The 14,207-nt window shown below is 39.2% G+C and carries 9 protein-coding genes; 6 read left to right on the top strand and 3 right to left on the bottom strand.

From position 1 onward, the window contains the following. Positions 1-145 precede the first annotated feature (145 nt). Positions 146-1,972, top strand: a complete 1,827-nt coding sequence (locus tag SFRI_RS14345) for a M61 family metallopeptidase (protein WP_011638221.1) — start codon at positions 146-148, stop codon at positions 1,970-1,972. 90 nt (positions 1,973-2,062) lie between these two features. On the opposite strand, the gene SFRI_RS14340 is transcribed toward SFRI_RS14345, so the two are convergent. Together SFRI_RS14340 and rdgC are read right to left on the bottom strand one after the other, a co-directional pair. Further along, complete coding sequence (locus SFRI_RS14340; protein WP_011638220.1) at positions 2,063-2,620, bottom strand: glutathione S-transferase family protein; 558 nt, start codon at positions 2,618-2,620, stop codon at positions 2,063-2,065. Between the two features lie 17 nt (positions 2,621-2,637). Continuing rightward, on the bottom strand, positions 2,638-3,549 hold the full coding sequence (rdgC, locus tag SFRI_RS14335; RefSeq protein WP_011638219.1) for a recombination-associated protein RdgC: 912 nt from the start codon (positions 3,547-3,549) through the stop codon (positions 2,638-2,640). A 316-nt stretch (positions 3,550-3,865) separates the two neighbouring features. Between rdgC and SFRI_RS14330 the strand changes: the two genes are divergently transcribed. The 5 genes from SFRI_RS14330 to SFRI_RS14310 all read left to right on the top strand — a co-directional run bounded on the left by SFRI_RS14330 (position 3,866) and on the right by SFRI_RS14310 (position 11,333). Next, complete coding sequence (locus tag SFRI_RS14330) at positions 3,866-4,810, top strand: porin (RefSeq protein ID WP_011638218.1); 945 nt, start codon at positions 3,866-3,868, stop codon at positions 4,808-4,810. A gap of 570 nt (positions 4,811-5,380) precedes the next feature. Continuing rightward, a complete protein-coding gene (gene phoB / locus SFRI_RS14325) occupies positions 5,381-6,070 on the top strand; it encodes a phosphate regulon transcriptional regulator PhoB (RefSeq protein ID WP_011638217.1) in 690 nt (229 codons plus the stop codon). Positions 6,071-6,246: 176 nt separating this feature from the next. Continuing rightward, positions 6,247-7,542 (top strand): phosphate regulon sensor histidine kinase PhoR, encoded by a 1,296-nt coding sequence (gene phoR, locus SFRI_RS14320; protein ID WP_011638216.1) that lies wholly within the window; start codon positions 6,247-6,249, stop codon positions 7,540-7,542. 475 nt (positions 7,543-8,017) lie between these two features. Further along, complete coding sequence (locus SFRI_RS14315; protein ID WP_011638215.1) at positions 8,018-8,989, top strand: PstS family phosphate ABC transporter substrate-binding protein; 972 nt, start codon at positions 8,018-8,020, stop codon at positions 8,987-8,989. 562 nt (positions 8,990-9,551) lie between these two features. Continuing rightward, positions 9,552-11,333 carry a M1 family metallopeptidase gene (locus SFRI_RS14310; RefSeq protein ID WP_011638214.1) on the top strand — a complete coding sequence of 594 codons (1,782 nt, stop codon included), beginning with the start codon at positions 9,552-9,554 and terminating at the stop codon, positions 11,331-11,333. 2,360 nt (positions 11,334-13,693) lie between these two features. Here the strand turns inward: SFRI_RS14310 and SFRI_RS14305 are convergent. Next, positions 13,694-14,179 carry a glutathione peroxidase gene (locus tag SFRI_RS14305; RefSeq protein ID WP_011638213.1) on the bottom strand — a complete coding sequence of 162 codons (486 nt, stop codon included), beginning with the start codon at positions 14,177-14,179 and terminating at the stop codon, positions 13,694-13,696. Positions 14,180-14,207: the final 28 nt, after the last annotated feature.

Genomic DNA, 14,207 nt, shown 5'->3' with positions numbered 1-14,207 from the left:
AATAAATAAACGTACGTTGATCTGATGTTCGTAGAGAGTGTTTTTCACTAAGTTGCAAATTGCCACTGTGTTAATGAGTCTAGATCGTTATAATTGTTCGGAATTTAAAATAAAAACAATAGAATCATACCAGAAGGAACCTAGAGTGAAACCTACTTCTCTTGCAATTTTAACCAGCAGTGTCATTTTTTCGATGAGTTGGGCAATGCCAGCACTTGCAGATGTCGATTACCATATCGATATTAATCAACCTACACACCATTTAGCTCAAGTGAGTGTTTCATTTCCTCAATCGGATTCGGACGTATTAACGGTTAATTTACCGGTATGGCGAACGGGTCGTTATCAAGTATTACCGGTTGCAGATGGAGTAAGATTGTTTCATGCGACCGACAGCAAAGGGAAGTCATTACCTTGGAAGCGTACCGCCAGCGGTGAATGGCAAATCGCCTTAACTAAACCTACATCGGTGAAGGTGACATATCAATTGCATGCCAATGAGCTTGGTGAGCGTTTACGTCACATTGATAGTAGTCATGCTTTTTTAGATGCCAGTGGTGTCTTTATGTATAGCCCTGAATTTCGTCAACAACCTGTTACTGTCAACATGGAAGTACCAGAAGGTTGGAAAAGCTATTCTGGCATGGATAAGGGCAACACATCACATTCATTTAAAGCGGCCAATTATGATGTGTTAGTTGATTCGCCGATAGAAACCGGCATAAACCAGCATGTCAGCTTTGAGGCTGATGGTCGTGATTACGACGTGGTTTTTTGGGGCGAAGGCAATTACGATACTCAAAAAATTGTCGCAGATCTCACTAAAATCAGTGGCCAGGCATCGGCTATTTGGCCTGATTACCCGTTTAAGCGATATGTTTACATGGTGCATGCAACCAGTGGTGCTCGTGGCGCAACAGAACATCTCAACTCTACCATTATCCAACTACCACGATTTAATTTCCGTGAACGCGAAGATTATTTGCGTTTTATTAGTACCGCTTCGCACGAGTTTATTCATACCTGGAATGTTAAAGCTTACAGACCTCAAGGGCTGGTTCCGTATGATTATCAGTCGGAAAATATGACCGATTTACTGTGGATGGCTGAAGGCTCCACCAGTTATTTCCAAAATCAGTTGTTGTTACGCGCTGGAGTGATAACAGCCAAAGAGTTTTTTGACGATTTAAGCCAACGAATTGTGCTTAATCAACATAACCCAGGTCGTGAAGTCCAATCTGTAGCAGAAGCCAGTTTAGGCCAGTGGAGTAGCACTTGGGGCGATTATGCGGTTAATCACAGTGTGAATATTTACTCTGAAGGTTACTTGGCTTCAATGGCACTTGATTTTAGTTTGCTAAGCGATACGCAACTTGCTCATTCATATAGAGATGTCCATAAAGCGCTTTATCAACAATACAAAATTCCATTAAGTTATAACGTCGCGGACGTGCAATCTATTTTAAAAAACCTTTCTGGTAAAGATTACCAGTCGTGGTGGACTGAATATGTAAACCAACCATTTAGTTTACCTTTTGATGACTTGTTGGCACATGCTGGTTTGATCACGACTTATGGTCAATCTCCTAAAACAGAAGTAGATGCCGGAATGATGTTGTCTGGCTTATATAACGATTTAATCATTGCAAGTGTGCTAAAAAATGGCCCAGCTTGGAATGCGGGTGTTGCTGCCGGAGATGAAATTGTTGCGGTTAATGGTTTAAAGGTTACCGCGGATGGTTTAACTAAACGTCTTAATGATTTTAATGTTGGTGATACGATTAAACTAAGCATATTCAGGGATGAGCGTTTAAAAGAAGTGAGTTTACTCCTAACGGAACAACCCAAAGGTGACTTATCAATTGCGCCTGTGGATAAGGTGACTGATGCGCACAAAGCGTTTTATAAAGCGTGGTTGGGGGTTGAATGGCCGTTTAATGACGAGGGTGAGTGGATTAACACTACTGACTAAATCAACTAGGGTCACAGTGCTCTGAGCACTGAGATACCAGCATTGAAGAAAATAAAATGCCCTGATAACAGGGCATTTTTATGCCAAGGATTACACCGGTGGAGCCGTTTCGATAAAAAATGGCTCTTTTTCTATTGTGGCTAAAAATATTTTCAGTTTTGGATAATCTTCGATATCAATCCGTTGGCGGAAAACCGCCCAACTTAAATAACAACCTAAGCGCAATTGCACATCATTAAACGGTCCGTATAGCGGTAGTTCGAATTTTTCAAATTCAGCTAGTGTTGCGTTAATGCGTTGGGCTTGTCTGATTGTGTAATCAAAACGCTCAATATCAACGCCATCACGAGATAAGAAAAACAAGTTAATTGAACTGTCTAGCGCAGTATTGATCATGCAAAACTGATCTAGTTCTACCACGGTATCAAGGTACGTTTTTGATGACTTGTGACGGATGTAGCGCAAGATAGCGCTTGAATCCGTTAACGATAGCTCACCATCGTGTAAAAAAGGTACACGTTTAGTTGGGGATAGCTTTGCGCTGCTAGCCTGATCTGTTTCAATAAATTGATAATCTAATGTTGATTCCAATAAGGCTATTCGGCAATGCCGAACAAAAGGAGACGTAAAGCTACCGTAAAGTTTCATGGGTTACCCTTATGGTATTAGACGCTCTGCTCTAAAGGACCAAATGCTTGATTTACCGCATTGACGAAAGCCACTAACTCACTGCCCATTAAGGCAAAATCAGCGTCTAAACGTGCTAATGGATCTTCAGTACCAACTTCATCATTACCTGCTCTAAACTCTTCAGAAAACTTAAGTCGTTTAATACTGGCATCAGACTGCATCAAAAAGGCAATTGACTGGCCAAAATGTAATGCCAATTTGTGCACTTGCTTACCCGTTGCAATATGGGCAAGTACTTCATCTTCTTGCAGCACTTGTTGTTTGAAGCGAACAATACCGCCTTCATCAGAGTCTGATTTAAGTTCAGCTTCATCCTGCATTTCAAAAGGTGCAGGCGCTTCACCTGCTTGTAACCATTGCGTTAGCGTTGACTCGATTGGTGTGGCATAACTTAGCGGGATAACCGGTAAGCTGCCTAAGGCTTTGCGCAATAACGCTAATAGTTCTTCTGCTTTAGTTGCACTAGAACTATCGACTAAAATCATCTCTAGCTCAGGCATGATAAGAGCATGAGTTTGGCTACGACGAGAAAATGCACGAGGTAATAATGTTGTGGTGATTTCGTCTTTAATGGTGTCTTTTTCTTTTTTAGTGACTTTACGATTTTCTAACTCTTCAATCTCTGCCACTTTTTCATCTAGCGCTTCTTTGATCACTTGACCTGGAAGAATTTTTTCTTCTTTCGTGACACAGAGTAAGTGACGGTTTTCAGCGCTGTGTACTAATGCCTGGCCTTTTTTACCTAGGGCATTTGAGAAACCAAATTTACTGATATCTTGGCTTGAACAAGGGGAGAAGGTGAAATCTGCTAAGGCATTTTCTAATGTTTCAGTGTCGGTTGTGAAAGGTTTGTTGAAACGATACAAGGTGAGATTTTTAAACCACATAGAAGGCTCTCATTAATTAAAGAAGAAAAAGACAATAAGCTAAGTTTACGGGATAGAAGCGAAGCGGTAAACCTCCAAAAAAAGTGTTCTGCAAGGCTAATTGCAATCGTACAAATCAGAATTCATCAAATTGTCACAATTGAATTTAACATCCTGAAACTACTGTTATAGCTAGGTTTCGAATATTTTCAGCGTTGGAATGTCGACGAATATAAGTCATTAATCAAGTAGTGAAATATTTCTGAAACATTTTAGAGGCAGAATTCCGCTCGTTCCAAACCAATAACCATGACGAATTTAGCGTCGAAAGGATGAAATGATGAACGTTTTTTGTAAAACTCTATTAGCCTCTGCAATGGCAGTCTCAGTAGCTTCAAGTGCATACGCCGCAGATCCTCTTCAAGTTTACGGCAAGTTAAATGTAACAGCACAATCAAATGATGTTAACGATGAAACTGAAACGACTATTCAAAGTAATGCATCACGCTTTGGTGTGACTGGTGAGTTCGAATTAAGTCAGAAGCTTGAAGCTTTCTACACTATCGAGTATGAAGTCGATACCGGTGACGATACTAAAGAAAACTTTAAAGCCCGTAACCAGTTTGTTGGTTTAAAAGGTAACTTTGGTGCCGTATCTGTTGGTCGTAACGACACGATGTTAAAAGTTTCACAAGGTAAAGTCGATCAGTTCAACGACCTTGCTGGCGATATGAAGACCATGTTTAAAGGTGAAAACCGCATGGCACAAACTGCCACTTACTACACGCCAATGTTTGGTGATTTCCAAGCAGGTGTGACTTATGTTGCATCTGGCGATTCAGACCAAGTTGTTGGTGACAACACTACTGGTGAAGATGGTGTGAGTATGGCTGTTATGTACGGTGATGCAGGCCTAAAAAGCACACCAATCTATGCAGCGATTGCCTATGATTCAAAAGTAAAAGGTTACGACACTGCTCGCGCCACGGTTCAGGGCAAAATAGCAGGTCTAGTCATTGGCGGTATGTACCAGCAACAAGAAAAACTAGACAGTGGTATCAAAGATGATGGCTTCGTATTAAGCACGGCTTATGGAATCAATGATGTGACCTTAAAAGCCCAATACCAAGACATGGAAAATAAAGGTAATTCATGGTCTGTCGGCGCTGATTACAAATTAGGTAAGCCTACTAAGTTGTTTGCTTTCTACACTGCCAACTCATTTGATTCAAATGATCAAGATGATAGTTATATCGGTGTAGGTTTAGAGCACAAATTTTAATCTGAATGAGTATGTGGATTTAGGTTATAACCAAAAAAGGGCTTAGGCCCTTTTTTTTGTTTAATCTTCACCACTGGAATAAAATAGCAGAGGAGTCGATAGTAACGATGTTATTTTGTGTCTGAAACCTCAAATAAGTCTATGTATTGCTCACAAACGTATTGGTGTGTAATGGAATACCTGTTGTAAGCTGGTGCTGCGCTGATAGCGGAGTAAAGGGAATTAGTGATCCACTTATTAGCTTGAGTTGAGATTACTGAACCTCACAGTGGTATTAAAGTGCCCTATAAATAATATCTTTTAGCCTTTATTTCACCGTTATTCTTTTGTGATGATAAGCTTTATTTACCCGTTTTATTGGCACTATGGCCAATGGAATACGCTAAATTACCGGGTTAGCAGGTTATTTAATCACGGCTTGCTGCTTGTTTTGAAGTTACATCACATTAACAGCAATGAATTTTTTATGACAAAAAGGCGTATTTAATGCCAGTATTAGCTGTTAGATCATAAATCTGTAACAAAAGTGTCCAATAATAGTCTCGTGGCAAATTAACGTAGAAACCCAATATGACAGCTAGGATATTAATAGTAGAAGATGAATCAGCAATCCGTGAGATGCTGACATTTGTGATGGATCAACATGGTTTTACGACAGCTGCAGCTGAAGATTTTGATTCAGCAATTGAGTTGCTTAAAGAGCCATACCCTGACTTAATTTTATTGGATTGGATGTTCCCTGGTGGTAGTGGCATCCAATTAGCTAAACGTTTAAAGCAAGATGAATTTACTCGTCAGATCCCCATTATTATGCTGACAGCACGTGGGGAGGAGGAAGATAAAGTCAAAGGCCTTGAAGTGGGCGCTGATGACTATATAACTAAACCTTTTTCACCTAAAGAACTCGTCGCACGAATTAAAGCCGTTTTACGCAGAAGCGCACCTACGCGATTAGAAGAAACCATTGATGTGCAAGGATTACAACTCGACCCTGTGAGTCACAGAGTGACCGTTGGTGACGCCGTGCTCGATATGGGACCGACAGAGTTTCGCTTGTTGCATTTCTTTATGACTCATCCTGAGCGAGTTTACAGCCGTGAGCAGTTACTCGATAACGTTTGGGGCACCAATGTGTATGTTGAAGATCGAACTGTCGATGTGCACATCAGACGTTTACGAAAAGCCGTAGAAGAGGGTGGACATGATAAATTGATCCAAACTGTTCGTGGTGCTGGTTATCGATTTTCAACCAGAATGTAATTCGTATTGGCTGCTTGAAAAGTTCTGCTATATTAAGCAGGGCTTTTTAAAAACTGTTTTTTTCGCTGTCTAGCCATAATAGTCGATTTAGGCTATCTTGTGGTTCCTCGTTAGCCCTAATAATCAGTAACGGCACTGAATGTGTTGGCGGCGTTACTTTCGTATTTAGGTAGCCTATGTTTATCTCGTACTCTGGATATCGTTTATTTTTCCGGTTAGCTTTATTGCTTGTTTTATTTATGCTTATCGGCGCTTTATTCAATCAAGTTGTTATCGTAATGCTATTAGGCTCGATTGCATTACTTGTGTGGCATTATCGTCAACTTACTCGTTTAAACTTCTGGTTATGGAAAGATAAAAAGCTTACGCCTCCTCAAGGGCGTGGAAGCTGGGAGGGGGTATTCAATGGAATATATCGCCTGCAGGGCAAGAATCGCCGTCGAGTGGGTCAGTTAGCGACTTTATTAGCTCGTTTTCGTCAAGGCGCTGAGGCCTTACCAGATGCGGCAGTAGTACTTGATGCAGAACATAATATCTTATGGTGTAACAAGCTCGCTCAATTAATCTTAGGCTTTGTTTGGCCTCAAGATAATGGTCAGAGAATTGATAACCTTATTCGCCATCCTGATTTTTCGACTTATATAAAGAAAGCACAATACAAAGAACCATTAGAAATCCCTTCTCCGGTGTCAGATAAGCGATTACTTGAAATTCGAGTAATGAGCTATGGCGATCGACAATTGTTGTTAATTGCTCGAGATGTCACTCGAATTCATCAGTTAGAAGGTATGCGCAAAGATTTTGTGGCTAACGTTTCCCATGAACTTAAGACCCCACTGACAGTATTGCAGGGGTATTTAGAAATTATGCAAACCATGGAAGACGCAGACTCTCCTAATCACAAACCACTATCGTTGATGCAGCAACAGACGACTCGAATGCAGTCGATGGTTGAGCAATTGTTGGCCCTGTCGCGCATTGAAGATGCTGTGGATATTGATTTATCGCAAACGGTCAATATGTCATTGATGATGGAAATTCTTAAAGAAGAGGCCAAAGCCCTTGCTGGCACCGACTATACATTAGTGTTTAATTGCGAACCGGGTTTGAATACCCATGGCAATGAATTGCAATTACGCAGTGCTTGCTCCAACTTGATTTCAAATGCAATACGTTATACCAGCCCTGGTGGAACGATTTCGGTTAATTGGCAAAGTGTTGCAACCGGAGCGTTGTTTTCGGTGGCAGATACTGGGGTGGGTATCGCTCCACAACATATTAACCGCTTAACTGAACGCTTTTATCGAGTAGATAATGCGCGTTCAAGTAAAACTGGTGGCAGTGGTTTAGGGTTAGCGATAGTAAAACATGCTTTAAACCATCATCACAGTGAGCTTAAGGTGACGAGTGAGTATGGCAAAGGCAGTATCTTCAGTTTTGTTATTCCATCGCACTTGTTAGTTCGGCAATAGATAGCATCTAGATGTGCAATCCTTAAAAAGCAGCATTCGTGCTGTTTTTTTGTTGCTGCACCTTAATTCAAATAACTAATAATAATGACCTAATCAGTTCAAAACAACTAAGGAATGTTAATGTAATTAGTCTTAGGGGGATAGCGATTGAATCAATCGCTGGTAAGGCATAAATTGCTTAAATTCAACCATTATTATGAATGTCATAATATAGCGTTATTGCTATAATTTTAAGCAGTAATTATCTTGTTTATAATGTGTTTAGTGGTTATTTATCTATTGTATAAATTAACCTTTTATCATCTATCTTTGGTAAGTGGTTGATGTTAAGTGTCTTTTTATTTGTTTTGTCAAATAAGTCAGTTTTACTGCTGGTGTCACACAACTGTCATGTCAATGTCATAGACTTGTCATCAATGAGGTCGATACTGACTACGTTTTAAAAACTTAGTACGCTTAATTCTGGAGCATTAAAATGAAACTGAACAAACTTGTCGGCGCGATTACTCTTACAGCCGCTGGCGTATTCTCAGCAGCATCTATGGCTGCTATTGATCCTACTTTACCAATATATGAAAAAACCAGCGGTGTTTCTGGTAACTTGTCTTCGGTCGGTTCTGACACATTAGCAAATATGATGACGTTATGGGCTGAAGAGTTCAAACATATTTACCCTAACGTTAATATCCAAATTCAAGCTGCAGGTTCTTCTACTGCGCCACCAGCGTTAACTGAAGGAACTTCTCAGTTCGGCCCAATGAGCCGCAAGATGAAGCCTAATGAAGTTGAAGCGTTTGAAAAACATTATGGCTACCAGCCAACGGCAGTACGTGTTGCAATTGATGCACTAGCCGTATTCGTACACAAAGATAACCCAATAACAGGCTTAAGCATTGAACAAATTGATGCGATTTTTTCTTCTACACATAAGTGTGGCGGTAAAGAAATCAACCGTTGGGGTGATGCCGGTTTAGATGGTAACTGGGCTGCAAAAGACGTTCAGCTTTACGGTCGTAACTCAGTGTCTGGTACATACGGTTACTTTAAAGAAAAAGCGTTATGTAAAGGCGATTTCCGTCCAAACGTAAATGAGCAACCTGGTTCTGCTTCAGTCGTTCAGTCTGTATCACAGTCATTGAATGCCATTGGTTATTCAGGTATTGGTTACAAAACTGCTGGTGTAAAAGCAGTCGCTATCTCTAAGAAAGGCGATAAGTTTATCGAAGCGACGGCTGCTAATGCTGCTGACGGTACTTACCCGCTTTCTCGTTACTTATATGTTTATGTAAACAAGCACCCTAACAAAGACCTATCGCCAATGGACCGTGAATTCTTACGCTTCGTATTGTCTAAGCAAGGTCAACAAATTGTTGAGAAAGATGGTTACGTGCCATTACCAACATCTGTGATTACTAAAGATTTAGAGAAAGTGGGTATCAAGCTTTAATTAGCGAACTTTCTGTAAACTTAAAAAGGCCTCTTTGAGGCCTTTTTTGTTTTCTTGCGTTGAAAAAAAGATAAAAAAAAGCAACCTAACTAAGAGGTTGCTGCTATTGCTAAGGGCAATACTGTCGATAGATTGTTACTACTATCAAATAGGAGAATGATGATGAACAAAAAAACGCTACTAGCTGTAAATAAAGTAATGCAAATTCGGTTCATATATTCAGACTAGTCATTTTTAAGTTAGTTCCCTTGGAGGTAAAAAAAAGTGCTTATTTTTATTTAAAAATAAATTTGAGTCGAAAATTCGGATATCAATACACTGGTAAAAATTAAATGTGAAGCTATTTTTCGATAGGACCCATTAAGTTTAAAGCAGTATAAAGCGACGCTTGGCATTGCGCAGAGCCCACTTTGCTGCTTAATGAATCAATATGCTTTGAATTGATAAGCGTGGCAACTCTGAGTGATGAGGTTTTAATGCGACTTTTTACAGCATATTTTTAGATGCAAATGCTATTATCTTTGCTAAATTTCATGTTTTATTCTCTCGGTAAGGATTTTTTGTGACTTCAAAATGGGACGTACAACACGATTACCATTCAAGTGCCAATACTGATGCTTTATGCGTGCATCATCTTGAACTTAATATTGTGGTTAATTTTGACTTACAGCAACTTAATGGCGTTGCCCGGTTACAGTTTACCCGAAAAATGGCTGCACTTTCATTAGTGCTAGATTGCCGAGACTTGATCATAGAAGATGTCACTGACAGCGATGCTAATGTGTTGTCGCATTATGTGACTGATGTGAATGCCATATTGGGTCAAAAGCTGGTTATTGATGTAGGGGAGCACTTAACTGAGGTGGTCATCCATTATCGTACCTCACCAACAGCACAGGGGCTGCAATGGCTTACACCAGAACAAACGCTAGGAAAAAAATTACCTTATCTGTTTAGCCAATCGCAACCCATTAATGCTCGCAGCTGGATACCCTTACAAGATACCCCAAAAGCACGCATAACGTTTAATGCGACCGTCACCGCTCCGCAAGGTTTACGCGCGGTAATGAGTGCTGAAAATACACCAGAACTGCCAGATAATGGTGTGTTTGAGTTTTGCATGAACAAACCTATCCCAACACACTTATTAGCCATTGCTGTTGGAGAGTTAAGCTTTCAAGCCACTGGACATCGAAGTGGTATTTATACTGAACCCGATATGCTTGCCGCTGCAGCTAAAGAATTTGAAGATACCGAATCAATGATCTTAATGGCAGAGTCCATACTAGGACCCTATGCTTGGGGCCGTTATGACATGATTGTATTGCCACCGAGTTTTCCTTTTGGTGGCATGGAAAACCCTATGCTGGCATTTATGACTCCCACCCTAATTGCTGGGGATAAAAGTCTTGTTTCAACGGTTGCTCATGAATTAGCCCATTCATGGACAGGCAATTTAGTCAGTAATGCGACTTGGCGAGACTTATGGCTTAATGAAGGATTTACCACTTATTTTACCAATCGTATTGTTGAAGCTATTTATGGCAGAGAGCAGGCAGAACTTGAATGGGTTATCGAGTATGGACGTTTGCAAGAAGAAATCGAATCTACTCCCTTAGCAAACCAAACTCTACCAGCCAATGTGCAAGGTCAAGATCCTAATCTGGCATTTAATCGGTTTACTTACGATAAAGCATCGATGTTTGTTCATGAACTGGAAAGCCGATTAGGGCGGCCTGCATTTGATCGCTTTCTATTTGGTTATGTTGAGCATTTTTCGTTTCGCGCGATTACCACCGAAACGTTCATTGATTATGCAACACAGACATTGCTGGTGGAGCATCACGATAAATTAACCCTCTCAGAACTCAATGAGTGGGTGTACGGGCAAGGATTACCACTATGGTTTAAAGGCCCTACATCAAGCAGCTTGGATAAAGTTGATTTGGCTGTGGAAGCTATCGTCAAAGGCGCTTTGGCAAGTGAGTTGTTGGTGAGCGATTGGCTAGTTCATCACTGGCAATATTTTCTGACTCAATTACCGCTAATGGTAAGCCAAGTTACGTTATTAGATTTAGATGAGACTTTTACATTAACAAACAGTCCTAATGCAGAAATAGCGTGTGATTGGTATCGCGTCGCCATCCGTAATCATTATGATCCTGTCTTACCTGCATTAAGTGATTATTTATGCCGCATTGGCAGAGGTAAATTTGTAAGACCTTTGTTTGTTGAATTACAAATTGCTGGTTATCAACAAGAGTTGGCTGAAATCTATACAAAAGCCCGTGCTGGTTATCATCCTTCATTGCAAATTCAGTTAGATAATTTACTCAATTTTTAACAAGAAAATGTTATGACCTTTTTACATCAAAAAAGACAAAAAAAATGGCAGCCATATTGGCTGCCAAAATAACTCTTTACGGGTTGTCATTAACAGTGCGCTAGCGTGTTAACACTTCCCAATGGGGATGATGATGAACATTAAAACGGTGTAGCAGTAACTCAATCCTAACTGAAGTTTGAGGTAAGAAGGATAAATCACTAAGCAGTGTAATCAATTAACTCCGGGGGAGAAGGCTAACTCATCATACTGCACTTACTTCAAACTACATTTTAATCATTACATACTTGTTCTTACAATAAATAAGACCGGGTGATATCAGGAAAGTTCACAAAGAAAATGACTTTTTTTAATTTATTTTTGTGATAGTCACTTTTTTTAGCTATCCGGTCGATATTTTTGGAGGAAGGATGCATTTTTTAAATTAGAAATAACGTTAGAGTTAACCTGGATTCGATAATATCGATTATTAAAACGTTTGTAATTAGGTGCTTATGTTGATTTAAGTTCAGAGGTGAACTCAAGTAAGTTATTGGTTATGCATATGGCCGTGGTAAATGTCGCTGATGAGGCTTTTTGGTTTTATCAATGTAAAAGTACAAAATTAATCCAAAAAAAAGGGCAACCAATTTGGTTGCCTAAGTCGTTCTTTGTGGGGAGCGATTAACGGTGCGCTAGCGTGTTAATACTTCCCAAATAGGGATGATGATGAACAATGAACATTAAAACGGTATAGCAGTAAATCAATCCTAACTGAAGTTTGAGGTAAGTAGGATAAATCACTAAGCAGTGTAATCATTTATCTCCGGGAGAGGAGATTAACTCATTATGCTGCACTTACTTCAAGCTACATCTTTTTCGTACAATAAATAAGACCGAGCGTAATCAGGAAAGTTCACAAATAAAATAATTTTTTTTCATTTATTTTGTCAGAGTAGATTTTTTGATTTATTTGCTGATGTTTTCGAAGGGCTAGCGAGGTTTTTGAAAGCTAAAATAGCATTGAAGTGAACTGGAAATAGATACTGTAAATTTTTTAATTTTTTGGGATTAATTATTTAAATTAGTTGTTTACTGTTAGTTTAGTTCTGAGGGGAGCTCAAGTAAGTTATTAGTTATGCATATGGTCGCGGTAAATATTGATGATAATGATTTTGGTTTTATTTGTGTAAAACACAAAATGAACATAAAAAAAGGGCAACCAATTTGGTTGCCTAAGTCGTTCTTTGTGGGTTGTGATTAACAGTGCGCTAGCGTGTTAATACTCCCCAAATAGGGATGATGATGAACATAAAACTGTCGCGACAAGTAAATACAAAAGTCAGTAATCAAACCTTTGGATACACACTAAAACGTTGGAGGAAGACGCCTAGCGAGTAAATGTTCTTACTTGTTACCTATATTCTGACTAACGCTAATTAGAAAAGTTCATTAAATAATGCAATAAATTTAAAAATAAATAATCGGTGGGTTTAATTCTTCTTTGGTGACCGAATATTGTGCTATGTGAACGATGTTAATCATGACATCACATCTGTTGTTTCGAGATCCTAAGTACTGGTTTTACAGAAAAATTTCGGGCTCTCAATATCGAAATCGACTTAGCGAAACTCATTAGCTTACTTACTGTCAGTTAAACGGTATCACTTGTTTAGGTGAGGTGATAAATATGCGCAGTGCTAGTCAGCTCCAACTCTTGATAACAGCTGAGGTAAATTGATGAGAATGGTTTTATTTCATGTTGGTAATATCAAACTTGCCTATTTTTGCTACTTATCTATTTATGCTACTTATCAATTTACGCTAGTAGGGCGCATTAACACATTACTAACGTGTTGAGTGCAAGCCAATACACTCAAGTTAGGAGGCAAAGCTCTGTGTGATAGTCGGTAATTATCCCATGTTGAGTTCTCTACATAGAAAACACATCACTAGGCTAGACCTCAGTTAGATCATGCAACTCATTTTAGTTGAGTTGTGCAATCAACAGACATAAAAAAAGGCAATCAAATGATTGCCTATCGATCGACTTAGCGATCAAGGGGACCGCGCTAGAAGTCCCAGGGAGATGATGAACAAAAGTGAATATCACTGTTATTAAGTTTGAGTACCTAATGGTTTAAAAGTTCAATATAAATGTATATTTTTATCAAAATATGGATATTAATTTTATACTGATTATTTATCAGTGACTTAAAACTTGCACTTTTGTAATGAATTTATGTCGTTTACGTACTGCTATTGATGAATATCGTCTCGTACTAAGCTGTGGGTAAAAAACTGGGTGATTAACATGACATCAATTACCCAAACCCACTTTCATTGATTCTCGGTACTCAATTACGCTATAGACGTTATGGTTATCCAAGCAGTTTTTCAATGACAGCGTTGAGATCTTCTGGTTTTGTGGTTGGTGCATATCGTTCAATCACGTTTCCTTGTTTATCGACTAAAAACTTAGTGAAGTTCCATTTTATCGACTCACTACCTAAAAGGCCTTTGGCAGACTTTTTAAGATGTTGATATAACGGATGGCTGTTACTGCCATTGACTTCAATTTTACTAAATAATGGGAATGTCACGCCAAAGTTTAGTTCGCAAAATTGACTGATCTCATCTTCATTACCTTGTTCTTGTTTGCCGAATTGATTACAAGGAAAACCTAAAATAACTAAACCGCGATCTTTATACTGTTGATATAGTGTTTCAAGTGCTTTGTATTGTGGAGTGAAGCCACATTTACTTGCAGTATTAACAATAAGCAAAACGTTATCTTTAAAACTCTCCATAACAACATCATTGCCTTGAATGTCTTTTACGGAAATAGGGTAAATTGCTGCGGTCATGTGATGCTCCTTTATATGAAAGGTAAAC

The organism is Shewanella frigidimarina NCIMB 400 (genome assembly GCF_000014705.1).
Taxonomy (GTDB): Bacteria; Pseudomonadota; Gammaproteobacteria; order Enterobacterales; family Shewanellaceae; genus Shewanella; species Shewanella frigidimarina.
This window is presented reverse-complemented; position numbering and strand designations above follow the sequence as displayed.

Bases quoted from the DNA above. Each gene is read 5' to 3' on its own strand.
- SFRI_RS14330 (WP_011638218.1), top strand. From the start codon at position 3,866: ATGATGAACGTTTTTTGTAAAACTCTATTAGCCTCTGCAATGGCAGTC.
- phoR (WP_011638216.1), top strand. From the start codon at position 6,247: ATGTTTATCTCGTACTCTGGATATCGTTTATTTTTCCGGTTAGCTTTA.
- phoB (WP_011638217.1), top strand. From the start codon at position 5,381: ATGACAGCTAGGATATTAATAGTAGAAGATGAATCAGCAATCCGTGAG.
- SFRI_RS14305 (WP_011638213.1), bottom strand. From the start codon at position 14,179: ATGACCGCAGCAATTTACCCTATTTCCGTAAAAGACATTCAAGGCAAT.
- SFRI_RS14340 (WP_011638220.1), bottom strand. From the start codon at position 2,620: ATGAAACTTTACGGTAGCTTTACGTCTCCTTTTGTTCGGCATTGCCGA.
- SFRI_RS14315 (WP_011638215.1), top strand. From the start codon at position 8,018: ATGAAACTGAACAAACTTGTCGGCGCGATTACTCTTACAGCCGCTGGC.
- rdgC (WP_011638219.1), bottom strand. From the start codon at position 3,549: ATGTGGTTTAAAAATCTCACCTTGTATCGTTTCAACAAACCTTTCACA.